The organism is Promicromonospora sp. MS192 (assembly GCF_049532985.1).
Lineage (GTDB): Bacteria > Actinomycetota > Actinomycetes > Actinomycetales > Cellulomonadaceae > Promicromonospora.
The window spans coordinates 2,980,910-2,996,529 of the sequence record NZ_CP186693.1; the positions used below are offsets into that span (position 1 = coordinate 2,980,910).

Genomic DNA, 15,620 nt, shown 5'->3' on the forward strand with positions numbered 1-15,620 from the left:
TGATCGATCACTGTCGCGCTCGGTAGGTTACGAGCCCGCCGACGTCGGCACAACCCCGTCCTTGACATGCGCCTTCGCGCGGCGCAACACTGTGACAGATATTGTCACAGTGTCACAAGGGGGAACCATGGTCGACGGCGAACAGCGCCGGGACGCCCTGCTCGACGCCGCCACCGGCGTGCTGCTGAGCCGCGGCTACGACAAGCTGACCATGGTGGACGTCGCCGAGGCGGCGGGCCTGAGCCGCACGATCGTCTACCGGCACTTCGCCTCGAAGCGCGAGCTGGTCGACGCCGTCGCCGCCCGCGCCCTCCGCGGCTACGCCGTCCGCTGGCGCACCGCCCTGTCCGAGGAGCCCCGGCCGGGCACGCCGGGCAGCATCTACCGCGCCGGCTTCCGGGTGGTGGCGGCCGACCCGCTGCTCACGGCGATCGCCACCCGCGACCCGCAGGTGTTCGGGCGCTACCTGCGCGACCCGGAGGCGACCATGCCCGGCCCCGCCGGACCAGAGTTCCTCGGCCTGTTCCTGCGCCGTCAGCAGGAGGCGGGCGTCGTCCGGCCGGGCGTCGACATCGCGTCGGTGGCCGCCGTCCTGGAGGCCCTCACGGCCGCGATCATGCGCGCCGTCCAGGAGCACCAGGGCCGCCCCGGCAGCCCCTCGCCCGACGCCCTGATCGACACCGTCACCGAGATGATCGACCGGATGCTGACGCCACCGGACGTGGACACCGAGGCGGCCCTGGCGCTGCTCGACGGTGTCCTCGATGCGGGCGCCGGGACACCGGCCCAGGCCTGACCCGCACACGTCGGAAGGATTCCCATGCAGATCACCCTCCTCACGGCCGGCTCGCGCGGCGACGTCGAGCCGCTGTTCAGCCTGGCCCTGGCGCTCCGCGACCAGGGCCACGACCCGACGGTGGTCGGTTCACCGGACTTCGCCGGCCTGGCCGCGTCGTACGGCGTGGACTTCGACGCGTTCGGCCCGACCCTGCCCCGGTACGCCGACAACCCGGAGCTCGTGGAGCTGGTCGAGTCGGGCAACATGCTGCGGTTCATGGCCTACGGCGCCAGGAACCGCAAGCAGATGCTGCCGCAGGTCATCAGCGACATCTGGCGCGTCACGAAGAACAGCGAGGCGATGCTCTACAAGGGCCCCACCGCGCTCTACGGCTACAGCGTGGCCGAGAAGCTCGGTATCCCGTGCGCCGACCTCCAGTTCTTTCCCGTCACGCCCACCCGCGAGTTCCCGCCGTTCCTCCTCGGTGACGGGCGCCGGCACGGCGCCCTGCGCGACCGGGCCGCTTGGTGGGCCGCGGACCAGATGACCTGGCGCACGATGCAGCAGCCGGGGGTGAACCGCCAGCGCCGGGAGGTCCTCGGGCTGCCGCCGCTGCGGACGAACGCGCGTGTGCTCCAGGACCGGCAGGGCATGCCGCTGTACTACGCGTACAGCCCGCTGGTGCTGCCCCGTCCCGCCGACTGGCACCCCCGCATCCAGGTCACGGGCTACCTACCGACCAGCAGGCCCGCCGGGTGGGAGCCGCCCGCCGAGCTGGCGCGGTTCCTCGACGCGGGCGAGCCACCCGTCTCGTTCGGCCTGGGCAGCGTGCCGACGGCGCACCCCGGGCGGCTCGTCGACACGTTCCTGGAAGCCCTGGACCGCACCGGGCGCCGCGGCGTCCTGATCAGCGGCTGGGCGGACCTCGGCCGCGACCGCGAGCTCCCGGAGCATGTGCTGCGCATCGACTCCGCGCCGTACGACTGGCTGTTCCCCCGCCTCGCCGCGGCCGTGCACCACGGCGGCGCCGGGACGACGGCGGCCGGGCTGCGCGCCGGCATCCCGACGATCCTCACGCCGGTGGCCGTGGACCAGTTCAGCTGGGGCCGCCGGGTGGCCGAGCTCGGCGTCGGTCCCGACCCGCTCCCGGTGAAGCAGCTCGACGCCGACCGCCTCACCGCGGCGATCACCCGGGCGACCACCGACGAGGCGATGCGCGAGCGCGCCGCCGACCTGGGCGAACGCCTGCGGCAGGAGGACGGCGCCGGGCGGACGGCCGAGCTGTTCACGCAGTACCTGCGCACGACGGGGGCACGGGCGGCGCACTGAGCTCGCCACCCGGCCCGTCCGACGGCGGTCGCCGCCCCGCGCCGGACGAGCCGGCACCGGGCGGCGACCCGTGGCTCAGCCGGTGACGACGAGGCCCTCGGCCGGCTGACCGGGGACCGTCGGGACGGGCCTCGGCTCGCCCTGGTCCGAGGGAGCAGTCCGGGGAGCGGCCGGCGCGGGCGACGGCTCGCCCCGTCCGGAGGTCGCGGGCTCCCCGGGCACCGTGGGCACGGGCGACGGCTCGGCCGGGTCGGCCGGTGCGGCCTCACCCGGAGCCGCCTCGTCCGGCGCGACCGGGACCGGCGACGCCTCGGACGCGGCGTCGGCCCCGGTGTCGCGGGGTCCGGCCTCGGCGGGCACGGGAGCCTTCGGGTGCTGCGCCGCCTCGGCGGGGACGGTCGGCGCGGGCGCAGCGTCCTCGGCCGCGGCGGCCTGCGTGCAGGCCGTGGCCAGCAGCGCCACGGCGAGCGCGCCGCCCGCGGCGGCGACCCCGCGGGCCACCGGACCCCGCAGGGCACGCCGACGCCGGGACGCGCTGGTGGTGGACGGGACAGGAGTGTTGGATGCGTTGAGAGTCACGTGGTGGTCAGTGTGCGCCGGAACGCTCCCCATGACGGCCCGGCCGTGTGACGTGGTCCACACCGGGCCGGCTGTCATGGACGAGACGCTGCCGGACACCGACCCCTGTGCAGACCCGCGCCCACCGACCCGACGCCTGACCGACGCCGACCGACGCCGACCGACGCCGACCGACGCCGCCCCACCTGGAGACCACGCTGACCACCGACACCGAGCCGCGCGAACCCGCCCCGGCCCCGCTCACCCCGGAGCAGACCGAGTCGCTCTTCGCCGAGCACGCGCACGCCGTGCACCGGTACGCCCGGACGCGGCTCGGGGCCGCCGAGGCGGAGGACGTCGTGGCCGAGGTGTTCGCCATCGCCTGGCGCAAGGGGGCGGTCCCCGACGAGCCGCGCGCCTGGTTGCTCGCGGTGGCCCGGCGGGTGCTGGCCAACCAGGTGCGGGCCGAACGGCGGCGGACCGCGCTCGCCGAACGGGCCGGGCGGCACCCTGCGGCCCCCGGCGGGGACGACGCGCGGCTGGTCGACGAGCTCGACGTCCTGCACCGGGCCCTGGACCTCCTGCGGCCCGCGGACCGCGAGGTGGTCGAGCTGCTGGCGGCCGCGGAGCTGAGCACCGCCGAGATCGCACGCGTGCTGGGCTGCTCCACGCCGTCCGCCGCCACCCGCGTGTACCGGGCCCGACGCCGCCTGCGTGCCGCCTACCGCACCGTGACCGAAGGGCAGGAGAACTGAGATGGGACGAAGGGACGATGCCCTGACCCGCGCCCGGCGGGCCCTGAGCGAGGTCGACGGCGAGCTGGACCTGGCCCGTACGCGGGCCGACGCGCTCGCGCGGGCACGGTCCGGCCCCGGCGTGCTCCCCGACGACGGCGGAGCGCCCGTGACGGAGGTCGAGATCCTCCGGCACGGTCAGCGCCCCACGCTCCCGCGCGTGCGCACGCGGGTCTGGGCCCTGGCGGCCGCGCTGGCACTGCTCGGCGGCGCCGCGACCGGCGTCGTCGCGTCGTGGCCGGAGCCGGAGCGGGCCGTACCCGGCGGGACGGTCTCGCCTGCACCCGCACCCGACCTGCCCGGGACTCCCGGGACGGGATCGACGTCCGGGCCGGGCGAATGCCTGCCGCCGGGGACGGCCGTGCCCACCCCGGCGGGCTCCACACGGCCCACCGGCCAGCCCCGGCCGTCGGAGAGCTGCCCCACGGACCCCGCCCCGCTCCCGTCGCCCGCCGGCTGACGGCGCCCGGCGGCTGACGGCGCCCGGCGGCTGACGGCGCCCGGCTCAGCGCCGCCGGTAGGCGGTGGCCAGCACCGAGACGGTGACCTGCCCGGGCAGGTCGTCGTCGGACAGCTCGGCCGCCGTCACGTGACGTGCGCTGGGTGTCATGAGCACCAGGTCGAGCGCCTCCTGGCGAGTCAGCGGGGTCACGTACTCGACCTCGTGCGTGCGCACCGCCTCGAACCACGGGTCGAGCGCGTCGTGCAGGCGCCGCTCCTTGTCGGGGTCGACGGCCACCATCCGCGCGACCTGGCGGCGCAGCTCGGCCAGGTGCCCGCCGAACGGCCGTACCACCACGAGCACGCCACCCGGGCGCAGCACCCGGTGGAACTCGGCCGGGTTGCGCGGGGCGAACACGTCCAGCACCACGTCGACCTGCTCCGTCGCGACCGGGAACGGCCGGAACACGTCCCAGGTCGCCGCGGCGGCCCGGGCGTGGGCCTTCGCCGCCACGCGCAGCGCGTGCGCGGACGTGTCCAGCCCGAGGCCGACGGAGCCCGGGAGGGCGTCCAGCACACCGGCGAGGTAGTAGCCGGTGCCGCACCCGACGTCGAGCACGGTCGCGGGCCGGTCGCCCGGGCCGGCATCGCCGGCCAGGCCGGCCACGGCGTCGCGCACCGGCGCGTACCGGCCCGCAGCCAGGAAGTCGCGCCGCGCCCGCGCCATGGGGCCGTCGTCCCCGCTGGTCGCCCGTGCGCCGGTCAGCAGGCCGGCGTACCCGTGCCGGGCCACGTCGAAGCTGTGCCGCCGCGGGCAGCGCAGCGCGCCGTCACCGGGCGACAGGCCGGCACCGCAGGCGGGGCAGCGCAGCACCGGCAGGATCAGGTCGAGGGCGGGCGGCAGGGGGACGGACACTGTAGGGGCTCCTGGCAGGCAGCGGGCTACGGCGGGACGGGCGGGGCGGATCAGACGCGGTCCTCGGGCACCGGGTTGGCCGCCCGCCCCTCGGTCGACAGGAGCAGCACGACGGCGTCGGACCGCAGGCCGATGGCCCGGCGCCACCCGGCCTGGCCCAGCACGAGGCGCGCGGCGGCGAGGCTCGCCGCGCCGCACGGCCCGGAGTCGACGCCGAGCCGCGCGAGGTCGTCCACGGCGCCGGCCGCCTGGTCGTCGGAGACGGTGACGGCGCCGTCCAGGCCGTCGCGCAGCACCGGCCACGCGAGCGCGGAGACGGTGCCGCACGCCAGGCCGGTCATGATCGTCTCGCCGGCCGGCACGGTCACCGGCTCGCCGGCGCGCAGCGACGCCACCAGCGGGGCCGCACGGTCGGGTTCGACGGCCAGCAGCGTGCCCCCGGTGCCCGCGGCGCGGTAGTGGCCCACCACCGCCTGGGCGAGCGATCCGACGCCGACCGGCACCACCACCAGGTCGGGCGCCCCGAGGCCGAGCGCGGCGAGCTGGTCGTCGGTCTCGTGGCAGAGGGTCGCGTAGCCGTCGACGATCCAGCGCGGGATCTCCGTGTATCCGGCCCAGGCGGTGTCCTGCACCAGCACGGCCGCCGGGTCGGCGTCCGCGTCGGCGGCGGCTCGGGCCACGGCGGCGTCGTAGTCGCCGTCGACCACCACGGTCCGGGCGCCCTCGCCGGCGATCGCCGTGCGGGCCTCCTGCGTGACCCCCGGCGGGTGGTAGACGGTGGCGGCGGCGCCCACGAGGGACGCGACGTGCGCGACGGCGCGGCCGTGGTTGCCGTCCGTGGCGGCGTACAGCCGCACGTCCCGGCCGCGGACGGCGGCGCGCACCGCGTCCAGCGTGAGCGCCGCCGCGCCGAACCGCCGGGCCAGGGCGCGCACCGTCGCGTACGACGCACCGAGCACCTTGAACGACGGCAGCCCGAACCGCCCGGCCTCCTCCTTGACGAGCACCCGCCCGACGCCCAGCTCGGTGGCGAGCCGGGGCAGGTCGCGCAGCGGCGTCGGCGCGTATCCGGGCAGGGTGCGGTGGAAGTCGATGGCGGGCACGTGCTCGATTGTCCCCGACCGGCGCGACCCCGGCCGACCGGTCAGACCAGGGCGACCGCCGCGAGCGCCGTCGCCGCCACCCCGCAGGCCGTGCGCACGTGGTTCCAGCGCGTCCACGGCCGCCACGTGGCACGCCAGCCGGCGGCCTTGTCGGGGGCCGCGAGGAGGCGGTTGTTGAGGGGCACGTTCCCGGCCATGGTCACGCCGAAGGTGCCGACGAGGTAGACGGCGGCCGCCGCGAGGACCCATCCGCCGCCGTCGTGCCCGTCGACCAGGCCCCAGATGCCGGTGACGCCGGGGACCAGCAGGGCGCCGAAGAAGACGCTCATGAACGCGGGCAGCACCGCGGTCTCGTTGATGCCGTTCATCGCGGCGCCCGCGGCGTCGTCGGAGGCCCGCGCGAGGCCGCTCATGACGAACGACGAGAACCCGAAGAACACGCCCGCGGACAGCCCCAGCAGTACCACCGAGGCCACGGCGAAGATCGTCCAGAGCATCGAAGCCTCCCGGTCGGCGCACCAGTGCGGTGAACGGCAGCAACTCTCGCAGAACGGGCCTGGATGGTCCAACCTGGGTGCCGGTCGTGAGACGGCGTCCATGTCGGACCGTCCGGGGCGAGCCGGGCACGGTGCGCGACGGTCCGGTAACAGATCGGGCACACCGGACACTTTCACCACACGGAGTGTCAGTGTGCCGTGGAACACTTCGGGTCATGCTCGAACTTGCCACCGGAACCGGGCTCGCGCTGTCGGCGGGCCTCAACGCATGGATCCCGCTCATCTTCCTCGGCGTGCTCTCGCGCTTCACGGACCTCGTGGAGCTGCCCGGCACGTGGGCGTGGCTGGAGAACGGCTGGGTGCTGGCGATCCTGTCGGTGCTCCTGGTGCTCGAGTTCGCCGCGGACAAGATCCCCGTGCTGGACTCGGTGAACGACGTGGTCCAGACCGTCGTGCGCCCCACCGCGGGCGGCATCGCCTTCGGGGCGGGCTCCATGTCGGAGACCGCGACGGTCACCGACCCGAGCGCCTTCGTGCAGTCCGGGCAGTGGATCCCGATCGTCGCGGGCATCGTCCTGGCCCTGGGCACGCACGCCGCCAAGGCGGGCGGGCGCGTGGTGGCGAACACGGTCTCGGGCGGCACGGCGGCGCCCGTGGTCAGCGCCGCGGAGGACGTCACCAGCGTCGGCCTCGGCTTCCTGTCCGTGCTCGCCCCGCTCGCGATCGTCCCCGTGATGATCCTGTTCGTGATCGGTGCGATCCTGCTGATCAGGAGTCTGATCAAGCATCGCCGCGCCCGCGCGGCGGGACACGGCGGCGAGGATGCCTACTACGTCTGAGGTCCGCGCCCTCCAGCGCACCCGGCTCACCGCGGTGGGCCTCGGCGCGCTGCGGGAGGGCGACGGCGCCGACCTGCCCGCGGTCGTCCGCGGGCTCGGCGCCGTGCAGGCGCAGGAGCCGCACTCCTCCGCCTGGGGCCTCGCGCAGCGGCTGACCGCCCCGGTCACGCTCGCCGGGGTGCAGGCCGCCCTGGCCGAGGGGACGGTGCTGCGCACGCACGTGCTGCGACCCACCTGGCACTACGTCACGCCCGAGGACCTGGCCCCGCTCATGACGGCGACGGCGCCCCGGGTGCGCCGGGCGATGCTCTCGGCGGAGCGGCCCCGGGGCTTCGACCACGCACTGCTCCCCCGCCGGCACGGCGTGATCGCCGACGCGCTGGCGGGCGGGCCGCTCACCCGCAAGGAGATCGGCGCCGTGCTGGCCGAGGCGGAGGGCGAGCCCCTGGACGCGTGGCACCTGGGCCAGGTCATGATGCACGCGGAGCTCGACCTCCTCGTCGCGAGCGGTCCGATGCGGGGCAAGCAGCCCACCTACCGGCTGCTGCCCAAGCAGAAGACCTGGGACGAGGAGGCTGCCCGCGTGCACCTGGCCCGCGCGTACGTGCGGGGGCACGGCCCGTGCCGCGCCGAGGACGTGGCCTGGTGGGGCACCCTGACCAAGGGCGCGGCGCGCGCCGCGGTGGCGGACGCCGGGCTCACCCGGCACGAGGTCGCCGGCCTGACGCTCTGGGCCGACGGCGACCTGCCCGACCCCGCGCCGCCGGGCACCGTCCGGCTGCTGTCGGTGTACGACGAGCTCTTCTGCCACGACTTCAAGGGCTGGCCCGCACTGACCCGCCTCGCGATGCCGAGCCGGTGGCTCTACACGGGCCTGGTGGTGGTGGACGGGATGATCGCGGGCGGCTGGGCCCGGGTGCTCAGGACCCGCAGCGTGGAGATCACGGTCGAGCTCACGGACGAGCCGACCGCGGCGGTGTGGGCGTCCCTGGAGGCGGAGGCCGCACGCTACGGCGCGTTCTGCGAGCTGGAACCCGTGCTGCGCCGCGGTGCGGTGGGCAAGGGCACGATCGGCTGACCACTACCCGGCCGTCCCCGGGCGTGCCGGGTGGCGCGGGGCCGGGCGCAGTCGGCAGACTCCCCACATGACTCGCATCGCCGTCGAAGGCCAGGCCACGCGCACGCACGCCGCCGAACGTGGCACCGTCCACCTGCACGTCGCGTTCTCCGGGACCCTCCGCAACGACGTGGTCGAGCAGGTGGCCCGCACCCACACCGTGCTCGTGGACCAGGCCAAGGCGCACGTCGCCGACGGCGTCGCGGAGCGGTGGGACTCGGAGTCGGTGCACTCCTACGTCTACGACGACCGGGTGCGCAGCTCGCAGTCGGGCGGCAAGCAGCGGGTCCGCCGGTTCCGCGCGTCGGCCCGCCTGTCCGTCACGTTCCGCGACTTCGAGATCCTGTCCACCTGGCTCGCCGACATCATGGACGTCGACGGCGTCGAGATCGACCGGCTCAGCTGGACGCTGACCGACGAGACGCGCAAGGCCCTGCTCGCCGAGGCCCGCATCGAGGCGGCCGAGGAGACGGCGCTGCGCGCGCAGGCGTACGCGGACGCGCTGGGCCTCGGCCCCGTCGCACCCGTCGCGATCTACGAGGCGGGCCTGCGCGGCGGCGGTGACGGCGGCGGCCACGTGCCCATGTACGCCATGCGGGCGGGCGCCATGGCCGAGCCCGGGGGCGGCGCGCACGTCGAGCTCCAGCCGCAGGACATCGACGTGGCGGTCACGCTGTCCGCGGACTACGAGGCAGGCCCCGCCGCCCAGGGCTGACCCGGCCGACCGGCGGCGAGCACGCCCGCGTCGCGCAGCCGGCGCAGCACCAGCTCGTGGGGCACCGCGGTCGCCGTACCCCGGTGCCCCACGGTCGTGGTGGCCGTGAGCACCGAGTTCAGCAGCGCCTCCTCCACGGCGTCCATCGTGGCGGCGAACAGCGGGTCCAGGTCGCCGTCGGCCACCTCGGCCGCACGCGGCACCCCCTCGGCCGACGCCGCGCCCGGGGTGCTGAACGCGAGGGCGTAGTCGCCGCTGCCGCCGGTGAAGTCGGAACCCACCCGCCCCATGGCGAAGACGGCCCGGCGCGCGACGCGCCCGAGCTGCCGGGCGTCGAGGGGCGCGTCGGTCGCGACGACGATCATGCAGGAGTTGCCCTCCGGCTCCGGCCCTCCGGTGCCCGGCCGGTCCGTCCCGGCCGGCACAGCGCCGTCGTCGGCCGGGATCGGCACGCCGCGCACGGTGAGCGTCCCCGAGAAGTTGGACTGGACCAGCGCACCCACCGTCCAGTCGCCCACCAGGCGCGACGACGTGCCGATGCCGCCCTTGAACGCGAGCGCCATGGTGCCGGTCCCGGCACCGACGCATCCCTCGGCCACCGCGCCCGGGGTCGCGCCGTCGAGCGCGGCGAGCACGTGCGCCTCCGTGACGGGACGCGCGCGGATGTCACTGAGCCGCCCGTCGTTGGTCTCGCCCACCACGGGGTTGAGCGTGCGGGTGGTCTCGTGACCGGGGCTCGCGAGCACGTAGGTGACCAGGGCGTCCGCGGCCCGGAACGCGCTGAGGGTCGCGGTGAGCAGGATCGGCGTCTCGAGGGCGCCGAGCTCCGCGACCTGCGTGGCCCCGATCAGCTTGCCGAACCCGTTCCCGACGAACAGCCCGCACGGCAGGCTGCGGCGGTCGGGGCCAAGGGCGTCGGGGACGATCGCGGTCACGCCGGTGTGCAGCCGCGGCGGATCCACGATGGTGGTGTGCCCCACCCGCACCCCGGGCACGTCGGTCAGGGCGTTGTGCACCCCGGTGGGCAGGGCGCCCACGACGATCCCGAGGTCGCGGGCACGTCGGGCGGTGAGCTCGTCGTCGGTCATGACACCAGGATCGCCGACGACGACGCCGGTCAGCTCACCGTGAGCTGCTCGTCGCCGAAGTCCGCGACCAGGTGCAGCATGCCGCCGAGTGCCGTGACGTACCGCCGCAGCCCCCGGCGCAGAATGGACCACGTGCGCCTCGACGTCGACACCTGCCGCGCCCGGTTCGGGGCGGCCCGGCACGCCTACCTCGCCACGGCCGGCGACGACGGCGTGCCGCACCTCGTGCCGGTGACGTTCGCGCTGATCAGCGAGCCGGGCGCTGACGGGCCGCGCGACGCCGTGGTCATCGCCGTCGACCACAAGCCGAAGACGACGCGGGACCTGCGGCGCCTGCGCAACGTCGCGGAGAACCCGCATGCCGGCCTCCTCGCCGACCGGTACGACGACGACTGGGCGCAGCTGTGGTGGGTGCGGGCGGACGGCCTCGCCGCCGTCGAGCACGACGGCGAGGCGCGCGCGGCGGCGCTGGACGCGCTCGCCGCGCGGTACCCGCAGTACCGCGCGCACCGGCCGGACGGCCCGGTGCTCCGGGTCCGGGTGACCCGGTGGTCCGGCTGGGCCCACGGCTGATCCGTCCGCCGAGGGGCCTCGACGGGCGGAGCCGGTCAGGTCAGACCCACTGGACGAGCTGCCAGACGATCCCGTTCGGGTCCGCGAACTGGCAGTAGCGCTCGCCCCACGGCTCGGTCTCCGGTGGCGTGACGACCTCGGCCCCCGCCGCGGAGATGCGCGCGAACTCCGCGTCCAGGTCGTCCACGACGAACGCGATCAGCAGGCCCTGACCCGCCGGGCCGGCGATGCGCTCGGGCTTGAAGGTGCCGAGCCCGACCCGCAGGAACACGATGTTGACGCCGGCGGTCGGGTGGGTGAGCGAGACGAAGCCGTCGTCGGACATGGCCTCGGTGAACCCGAGGTGCCGCCGGGCGAACTCGGCGGACGCCGCGACGTCGGGCACGTTGAGGGACAGGGCGGTGGCGGTGATGTTCACGCGGGCTCCTTGCAGGTCAGGGCATCGATCAGAACCTTGTACGGCGTACAACGTAAGATGGTTGCAGAATGTTCCCGGCCCGTCACCCGATTTCTGGAGACCCATGCCTCGCGAGCTGATCGACCTGCTCTGGCGCGACCACCCGGCCGCGCCGCAGGGCGGCGCACGCGGCCCGCGGTCCCGCGTCACCACGAGCGCGGTGGTCGACGCCGCCTGCACCCTGGCCGACGCCGAGGGCCTCGCCGCCGTCTCGGTACGCCGCCTGGGCGAGGCGCTGGGCATCTCGACGATGTCGGTCTACACGCACGTCAACGGCCGCGACGACCTGCTGGTGCTGATGGCCGACACCACGTACGCGCGCATGGCGCGGCCCGACCACGGCGCCGCCGGCTGGCGGGACCGGGTGCGCCGGGTGGCCGGGGCGAACCTCGCCCTGCTGCTGGAGCACCCGTGGCTCCTGGAGATCGACGACGAGCGCACGGCGTTCGGCCCGGGCACCATCGCCAGGTACGACCACGAGCTGCACGCGCTGGACCCGCTCGGCCTGGACGACGTGGCCCGCGACGCGGCGCTCACCTTCGTGCTCGACTTCGTGCGCGGCGCCGCGCGGGCCAGACGCCGGGCGCCGCAGGCCGACGAGATGCCGCAGGCGTGGGCCCGGTGGGCGGGCCGGCTCGCGGAGTACCTCGGGGACGCGCACCCGCTCGCGCAGCGGGTGGGCAGCGCCGCGGGCGAGGCGATGAACGCGCCGTCCAGCCCCGCCCACGCGTGGGAGTTCGGCCTGGCCCGCGTGCTCGACGCCCTGGGCGCCCTGGAGGAGCCGGACGCCTGAGCGTCCACCCCGCCCAGAGCACGTCAGGGCTGGTGGGGGTCCTCGTTGCGCAGGCGCGGCTCCGTGCGGTTCTTCGGCTTGACGCCTGACTTGTCGGCATAGAAGGCGCGGATCGTGTCCATGTCGGAACGGACGTCGCCCGTGAGCTCGATGCTCGGCCCGAGGCCCGCGACCTTGGCGACGCCGTCGACGTAACCGAGGGTCACGGGAAGGCCCGCCTTGAGCGCGATCCGGTAGAAGCCCGACTTCCAGTACCCGGACCCGGCGCCGCGCGTGCCCTCCGGCGTCACGACGAGATGGAACTCCTCGCCGCGCGCCACGGCGTCGAGGATCTCGTCCACGATGCTCGCCGGGTCCTTCCGGTCGACCGGGATGCCGCCGAGCGAGCGCATGACAGCGCCCATCGGCCCCTTGAACCAGGAGTCCTTGATGAGGAACCGGATCCTGAGGTCCATGTCGAACGCGATGGCCAGCATGAGGAAGAAGTCGGTGTTCGACGTGTGCGGGGCGCCGATGAAGACCGTGGGCCGGGTCGGGGCCGGTTCGGAGCGCATCCGGTAGCCGGTGACGGCCCAGATCAGTCGCGCGACGGCCCGGCGGATGGTGCGTGACATCGTCGTCCTCGAGTCGGGGGTGGATCGGTGGAGACCTGCGGAAAACAGGCAGAATCTCAATTCTGACAGACCCTGCGAGAGGTCAACGACCCGCCCGCGCCACCCGTTCCCGGCCCCGCAGCAGGGGCCGCAGACTGCTCCCGGCCAGGCGCAGCAGCCCGCGCGAGCCGGCCGACTGCTCGTCGAACAGCATGAGCGCCACGTGCGCCATCGCCTCGTCCGACGCCGCCACCGCACGGGTCGCGATGCCCGCCCAGAGCCGGGAGCTCATGAGCCGCTGCGCCAGGTAGCACTCCCGGTAGTGCCGGGCGAACCGGCGCTGGTGCGCCCGCTCGAAACCGGCCAGCGCAGCCGGCAGCCGCTCCCCGCGCCAGTCCTGGCCCGCGCGGTCGAGCGCCCCGAGGTGCTCCGCGAGCTGCACACCCGCCGCCATGCCATAGAAGATGCCCTCGCCGCTCAGCGGGTTGATGGTCGCGGCGGCGTCACCGAGCAGCACCGCGGCGCGCCCCGGCGCCGTCATCGGGGTGCGGGCCGCGGCGTGCGGCAGCTGGTGCGTCGCGATCCGCTCCAGCCCGGACACCTCGAACCCGCGCCGGCGCAGGTCCTCGACGTACAGGTCGAACAGGTCGCGCAGGGTGCGGCCGTGCCGCTCGGTCTGCCGCCGCAGGTGCTCCACCGGGAGGCCGACGCCGATGTTGGCACCGTCGCCGGGCAGCGGGAAGACCCAGCCGTAGACCGGCAGGAGGGACTCGAGGAAGTCGAACCGCAGCGTGTCGCTCACCGGCTTCTCCGGGTGCGTCACCGTGCCGTAGGCGCGCATCGCGACGTGCGTGTGCCGCATCGGGGGACGCTCGACGCCGAGGGTCCGCCGCACCGCGGAGTAGGCGCCGTCCGCCCCGATCACCAGGTCGAACGTCGTGTCGCCGTCGGGCAGCGGGACCTGCTCCGCGCCCGCCACCGGCGTCATGCCCGGGAACGCGACACCCTCGCGGACCTCCGCGCCCGCGTCGCGGGCCGCGCCCAGCAGCAGGTCGTCCAGCACCAGCCGCGGCGTGACGTACCCGGCCAGGTCGTGACCGTCCATGAACGGGCCGCGCGCGAACGCCTCCACACCGCCCGGACCGCTGATGGCCACGGACATCGGCATGTGGAAGCGGTCCAGCAGGCCCGACAGGCCCAGCCCGTCGAGCACGCGCCGCGCACCCGGGCCGAGGCCGTCGCCGCAGGTCTTGTCGCGCGGGAACGTCGCCTTGTCGATCACCGTGACGTGCGCGCCGGGCAGCTCGCGCCGCAGGGCCACCGCGGTCGCGGCCCCGGTGGGACCACCGCCCACGACCAGGATCCGGGGTGCGTTGTCGCCGACCACGCCGTCGACCCTAGTCCCGCGCCCGCCGCCGGGCCAGGGCGGGCACGGTGCCGGCCGGCCGGGCGACCGGCAGCTCGGCGGGCCGGCTCAGCGCCGTGACCTGCGGTCGGTGACGTCCTCGGCCGTCCCCGGGATCGTCTTTCCCGACGGCGCGGGGCCCGGGCGCCGGGCGTCCGACGACGTGCTGCCCGGCGCCGCGCCGTCCGCCGGGGCGTTGCCGCCCTGGGGGGCCGTGCCGGTCGCGCCCGGGTCCGTGCGGTGCCTGCGGAAGCGCTGCACCGCCTTGAAGAGCGTGACCCCGGCGATGACGATCGCGATCGCGTCGTCACCCAGGCCGAGCGGCCCCAGCACACCCTCCGACAGCAGGTCGATCGGGCTCGCCACGTACCCCGCGCCCGCGATGAACGTGAGGATCTCCTGCCAGGTGAACTTCCTGGGATCCTTGCCCCGCTTGTTTTCCTCGCCCATGCCCCGGAACGTAACGGAGAACGGGGCGACTCGCCAGGGATGTACGAATCATCCGGTTCGTGACGTCCGACTCAGACGTCGATCGGGCGCCTGTCCTCCACGAGACGCGACGTGTACCCCGCGCCCACCAGCCGGTCGAACGACCCCAGCACCTCGTCCGGCACGTCCTCCTCGTGCGCGATGAAGCCGAGCTCGGCGTAGAGGGTGAGCCGCTGCGTCTCGCCGACGAGCATGTCGACCACGCGGTCGGCGTCACCGATGGTCTCGACGTACGCGTCGAGCCCGAGGGGCCGCGAGACGCACAGCACGTCGACCTCCGGCCAGACCACCCGGCACGTCGCGAACGCACGCCGCTGCTGGTACGGGTGGGAGACGAGGAGCACGGAGGACGGCTCGATGTCGTGCTCCGCGAGCACCTTGCGGCTGTACTCCAGGTTCTCGCTGGTGTTCGTGGCCGCCGGCTCCACGAGCACCGCGCCGGCGGGCACGCCACGGGCCACCGCGTGGTCGCGGTAGCCGAAGGCCTCCCCCTCCGGGAAGGCGTCGACCGTGGTGGGCGCGTTCGCCCCGGTGAAGACGATCTGCTGGAACAGACCCTCGAGGTAGAGGTCGGCGGTGTAGTCGGCGACCCCCAGGTCGTGACCGCCCAGGCCGATGCAGACGTCGACGGCGCGCGGCTCGTGCCGCAGGTCGTGGAACGCCCACAGCGTCTCTACGTCCTCCCGCACCGCGGCGGGGATCATGACGTTCGGCATATGACGACCATATTGCTCGGTGGAACGACGGGCACGACGAGACCTCCCCTACGGAGACAAGGTAGCGGACCTGGACGAAACCGCCCCTACCGGCCGGATTCGTCCGCAGCCGCCTCCTCGTCCTTCCCGGCAGCGACCGCGTGGTCCTCGAGCTTGCCCGTGAAGAGGTCGTAGTACTGCACGTGCAGGTGGTACCCGGCGCCGAGGGCGATGCGGCGGATCATCCCCAGCGTGGGCTCGACCTGCCCGGACTCGATACGGCTGATCGTGGACGTGGGGACGCCCGCCAGCACCGCCAGGGAACTCATGCTGAGCTTTCGCTCGGCACGGATCCTGACAACGATCTGGGCTGCGGTCGTGAGCAAGGCGCCCTCCCGTCGACGCTCGGACATCAAGAACGTGCCATGACGCACGACAGG

At 74.9% G+C, this 15,620-nt stretch carries 21 protein-coding genes; 9 read left to right on the forward strand and 12 right to left on the reverse strand.

Going from position 1 to position 15,620, the window contains the following annotated elements; genetic code table 11:
- Positions 1–127 precede the first annotated feature (127 nt).
- Together ACO229_RS13440 and ACO229_RS13445 are read left to right on the forward strand one after the other, a co-directional pair.
- Entirely contained in the window at positions 128–796 is a 669-nt protein-coding gene (locus tag ACO229_RS13440; RefSeq protein WP_423465230.1) for a TetR/AcrR family transcriptional regulator, read from the forward strand.
- 24 nt (positions 797–820) lie between these two features.
- Entirely contained in the window at positions 821–2,107 is a 1,287-nt protein-coding gene (locus ACO229_RS13445) for a glycosyltransferase (protein WP_423465231.1), read from the forward strand.
- A gap of 75 nt (positions 2,108–2,182) precedes the next feature.
- On the opposite strand, the gene ACO229_RS13450 is transcribed toward ACO229_RS13445, so the two are convergent.
- Positions 2,183–2,686, reverse strand: coding sequence for a hypothetical protein (locus ACO229_RS13450; RefSeq protein WP_423465232.1), 504 nt, complete (start codon positions 2,684–2,686; stop codon positions 2,183–2,185).
- A gap of 197 nt (positions 2,687–2,883) precedes the next feature.
- Here ACO229_RS13450 and ACO229_RS13455 point away from each other — a divergent pair, with 197 nt between their 5' ends.
- Both ACO229_RS13455 and ACO229_RS13460 read left to right on the forward strand, forming a co-directional pair.
- Entirely contained in the window at positions 2,884–3,420 is a 537-nt protein-coding gene (locus tag ACO229_RS13455) for an RNA polymerase sigma factor (RefSeq protein ID WP_423465303.1), read from the forward strand.
- Position 3,421: 1 nt separating this feature from the next.
- Positions 3,422–3,919 carry a hypothetical protein gene (locus ACO229_RS13460; protein WP_423465233.1) on the forward strand — a complete coding sequence of 166 codons (498 nt, stop codon included), beginning with the start codon at positions 3,422–3,424 and terminating at the stop codon, positions 3,917–3,919.
- A gap of 45 nt (positions 3,920–3,964) precedes the next feature.
- Here the strand turns inward: ACO229_RS13460 and ACO229_RS13465 are convergent, their stop codons facing one another.
- The 3 genes from ACO229_RS13465 to ACO229_RS13475 are packed head-to-tail and all read right to left on the reverse strand — an operon-like array spanning position 3,965 to position 6,416.
- Positions 3,965–4,816, reverse strand: a complete 852-nt coding sequence (locus ACO229_RS13465) for a methyltransferase domain-containing protein (protein ID WP_423465234.1) — start codon at positions 4,814–4,816, stop codon at positions 3,965–3,967.
- Positions 4,817–4,866: 50 nt separating this feature from the next.
- The gene (locus ACO229_RS13470; RefSeq protein ID WP_423465235.1) at positions 4,867–5,919 is read right to left on the reverse strand and encodes a diaminopropionate ammonia-lyase; all 1,053 of its coding nucleotides are present in this window, start codon (positions 5,917–5,919) and stop codon (positions 4,867–4,869) included.
- A gap of 41 nt (positions 5,920–5,960) precedes the next feature.
- Positions 5,961–6,416 (reverse strand): DUF1772 domain-containing protein, encoded by a 456-nt coding sequence (locus ACO229_RS13475; RefSeq protein WP_397433081.1) that lies wholly within the window; start codon positions 6,414–6,416, stop codon positions 5,961–5,963.
- A gap of 215 nt (positions 6,417–6,631) precedes the next feature.
- Here ACO229_RS13475 and ACO229_RS13480 point away from each other — a divergent pair, with 215 nt between their 5' ends.
- From ACO229_RS13480 to ACO229_RS13490, 3 genes are all read left to right on the forward strand, one after another.
- On the forward strand, positions 6,632–7,255 hold the full coding sequence (locus ACO229_RS13480) for a DUF4126 domain-containing protein (protein ID WP_397416205.1): 624 nt from the start codon (positions 6,632–6,634) through the stop codon (positions 7,253–7,255).
- Positions 7,239–8,333, forward strand: a complete 1,095-nt coding sequence (locus tag ACO229_RS13485; protein ID WP_423465236.1) for a winged helix DNA-binding domain-containing protein — start codon at positions 7,239–7,241, stop codon at positions 8,331–8,333. The genes ACO229_RS13480 and ACO229_RS13485 overlap by 17 nt, the downstream gene beginning before the upstream one ends.
- Before the next feature lie 67 nt (positions 8,334–8,400).
- Entirely contained in the window at positions 8,401–9,087 is a 687-nt protein-coding gene (locus ACO229_RS13490; RefSeq protein ID WP_397416209.1) for an SIMPL domain-containing protein, read from the forward strand.
- Here ACO229_RS13490 and ACO229_RS13495 read toward each other — a convergent pair.
- Entirely contained in the window at positions 9,057–10,175 is a 1,119-nt protein-coding gene (locus ACO229_RS13495) for a P1 family peptidase (RefSeq protein WP_423465237.1), read from the reverse strand. The genes ACO229_RS13490 and ACO229_RS13495 overlap by 31 nt on opposite strands.
- 29 nt (positions 10,176–10,204) lie before the next feature.
- Entirely contained in the window at positions 10,205–10,327 is a 123-nt protein-coding gene (locus ACO229_RS13500; protein ID WP_397433076.1) for a hypothetical protein, read from the reverse strand.
- Here ACO229_RS13500 and ACO229_RS13505 point away from each other — a divergent pair.
- Entirely contained in the window at positions 10,299–10,748 is a 450-nt protein-coding gene (locus ACO229_RS13505; protein ID WP_423465304.1) for a TIGR03668 family PPOX class F420-dependent oxidoreductase, read from the forward strand. The genes ACO229_RS13500 and ACO229_RS13505 overlap by 29 nt on opposite strands.
- Before the next feature lie 40 nt (positions 10,749–10,788).
- On the opposite strand, the gene ACO229_RS13510 is transcribed toward ACO229_RS13505, so the two are convergent.
- Positions 10,789–11,166, reverse strand: a complete 378-nt coding sequence (locus tag ACO229_RS13510; protein WP_397433073.1) for a VOC family protein — start codon at positions 11,164–11,166, stop codon at positions 10,789–10,791.
- 103 nt (positions 11,167–11,269) lie between these two features.
- On the opposite strand from ACO229_RS13510, the gene ACO229_RS13515 reads away from it, so the two are divergent.
- A complete protein-coding gene (locus ACO229_RS13515; protein WP_423465238.1) occupies positions 11,270–11,998 on the forward strand; it encodes a TetR/AcrR family transcriptional regulator in 729 nt (242 codons plus the stop codon).
- Positions 11,999–12,021: 23 nt separating this feature from the next.
- Here ACO229_RS13515 and ACO229_RS13520 read toward each other — a convergent pair whose 3' ends face one another.
- From ACO229_RS13520 to ACO229_RS13540, 5 genes are all read right to left on the reverse strand, one after another.
- Positions 12,022–12,612, reverse strand: a complete 591-nt coding sequence (locus ACO229_RS13520; protein ID WP_397416220.1) for a 1-acyl-sn-glycerol-3-phosphate acyltransferase — start codon at positions 12,610–12,612, stop codon at positions 12,022–12,024.
- 82 nt (positions 12,613–12,694) lie between these two features.
- Positions 12,695–13,978: an FAD-dependent monooxygenase gene (locus ACO229_RS13525; RefSeq protein ID WP_423465239.1), complete on the reverse strand. Its 1,284-nt coding sequence runs from the start codon at positions 13,976–13,978 to the stop codon at positions 12,695–12,697.
- 87 nt (positions 13,979–14,065) lie between these two features.
- Positions 14,066–14,446, reverse strand: a complete 381-nt coding sequence (locus ACO229_RS13530) for a DUF1232 domain-containing protein (RefSeq protein WP_397433069.1) — start codon at positions 14,444–14,446, stop codon at positions 14,066–14,068.
- A 71-nt stretch (positions 14,447–14,517) separates the two neighbouring features.
- Positions 14,518–15,201, reverse strand: a complete 684-nt coding sequence (locus ACO229_RS13535; RefSeq protein ID WP_397416226.1) for a YdcF family protein — start codon at positions 15,199–15,201, stop codon at positions 14,518–14,520.
- Between the two features lie 86 nt (positions 15,202–15,287).
- Entirely contained in the window at positions 15,288–15,593 is a 306-nt protein-coding gene (locus ACO229_RS13540) for a helix-turn-helix domain-containing protein (protein WP_423465240.1), read from the reverse strand.
- Positions 15,594–15,620: the final 27 nt, after the last annotated feature.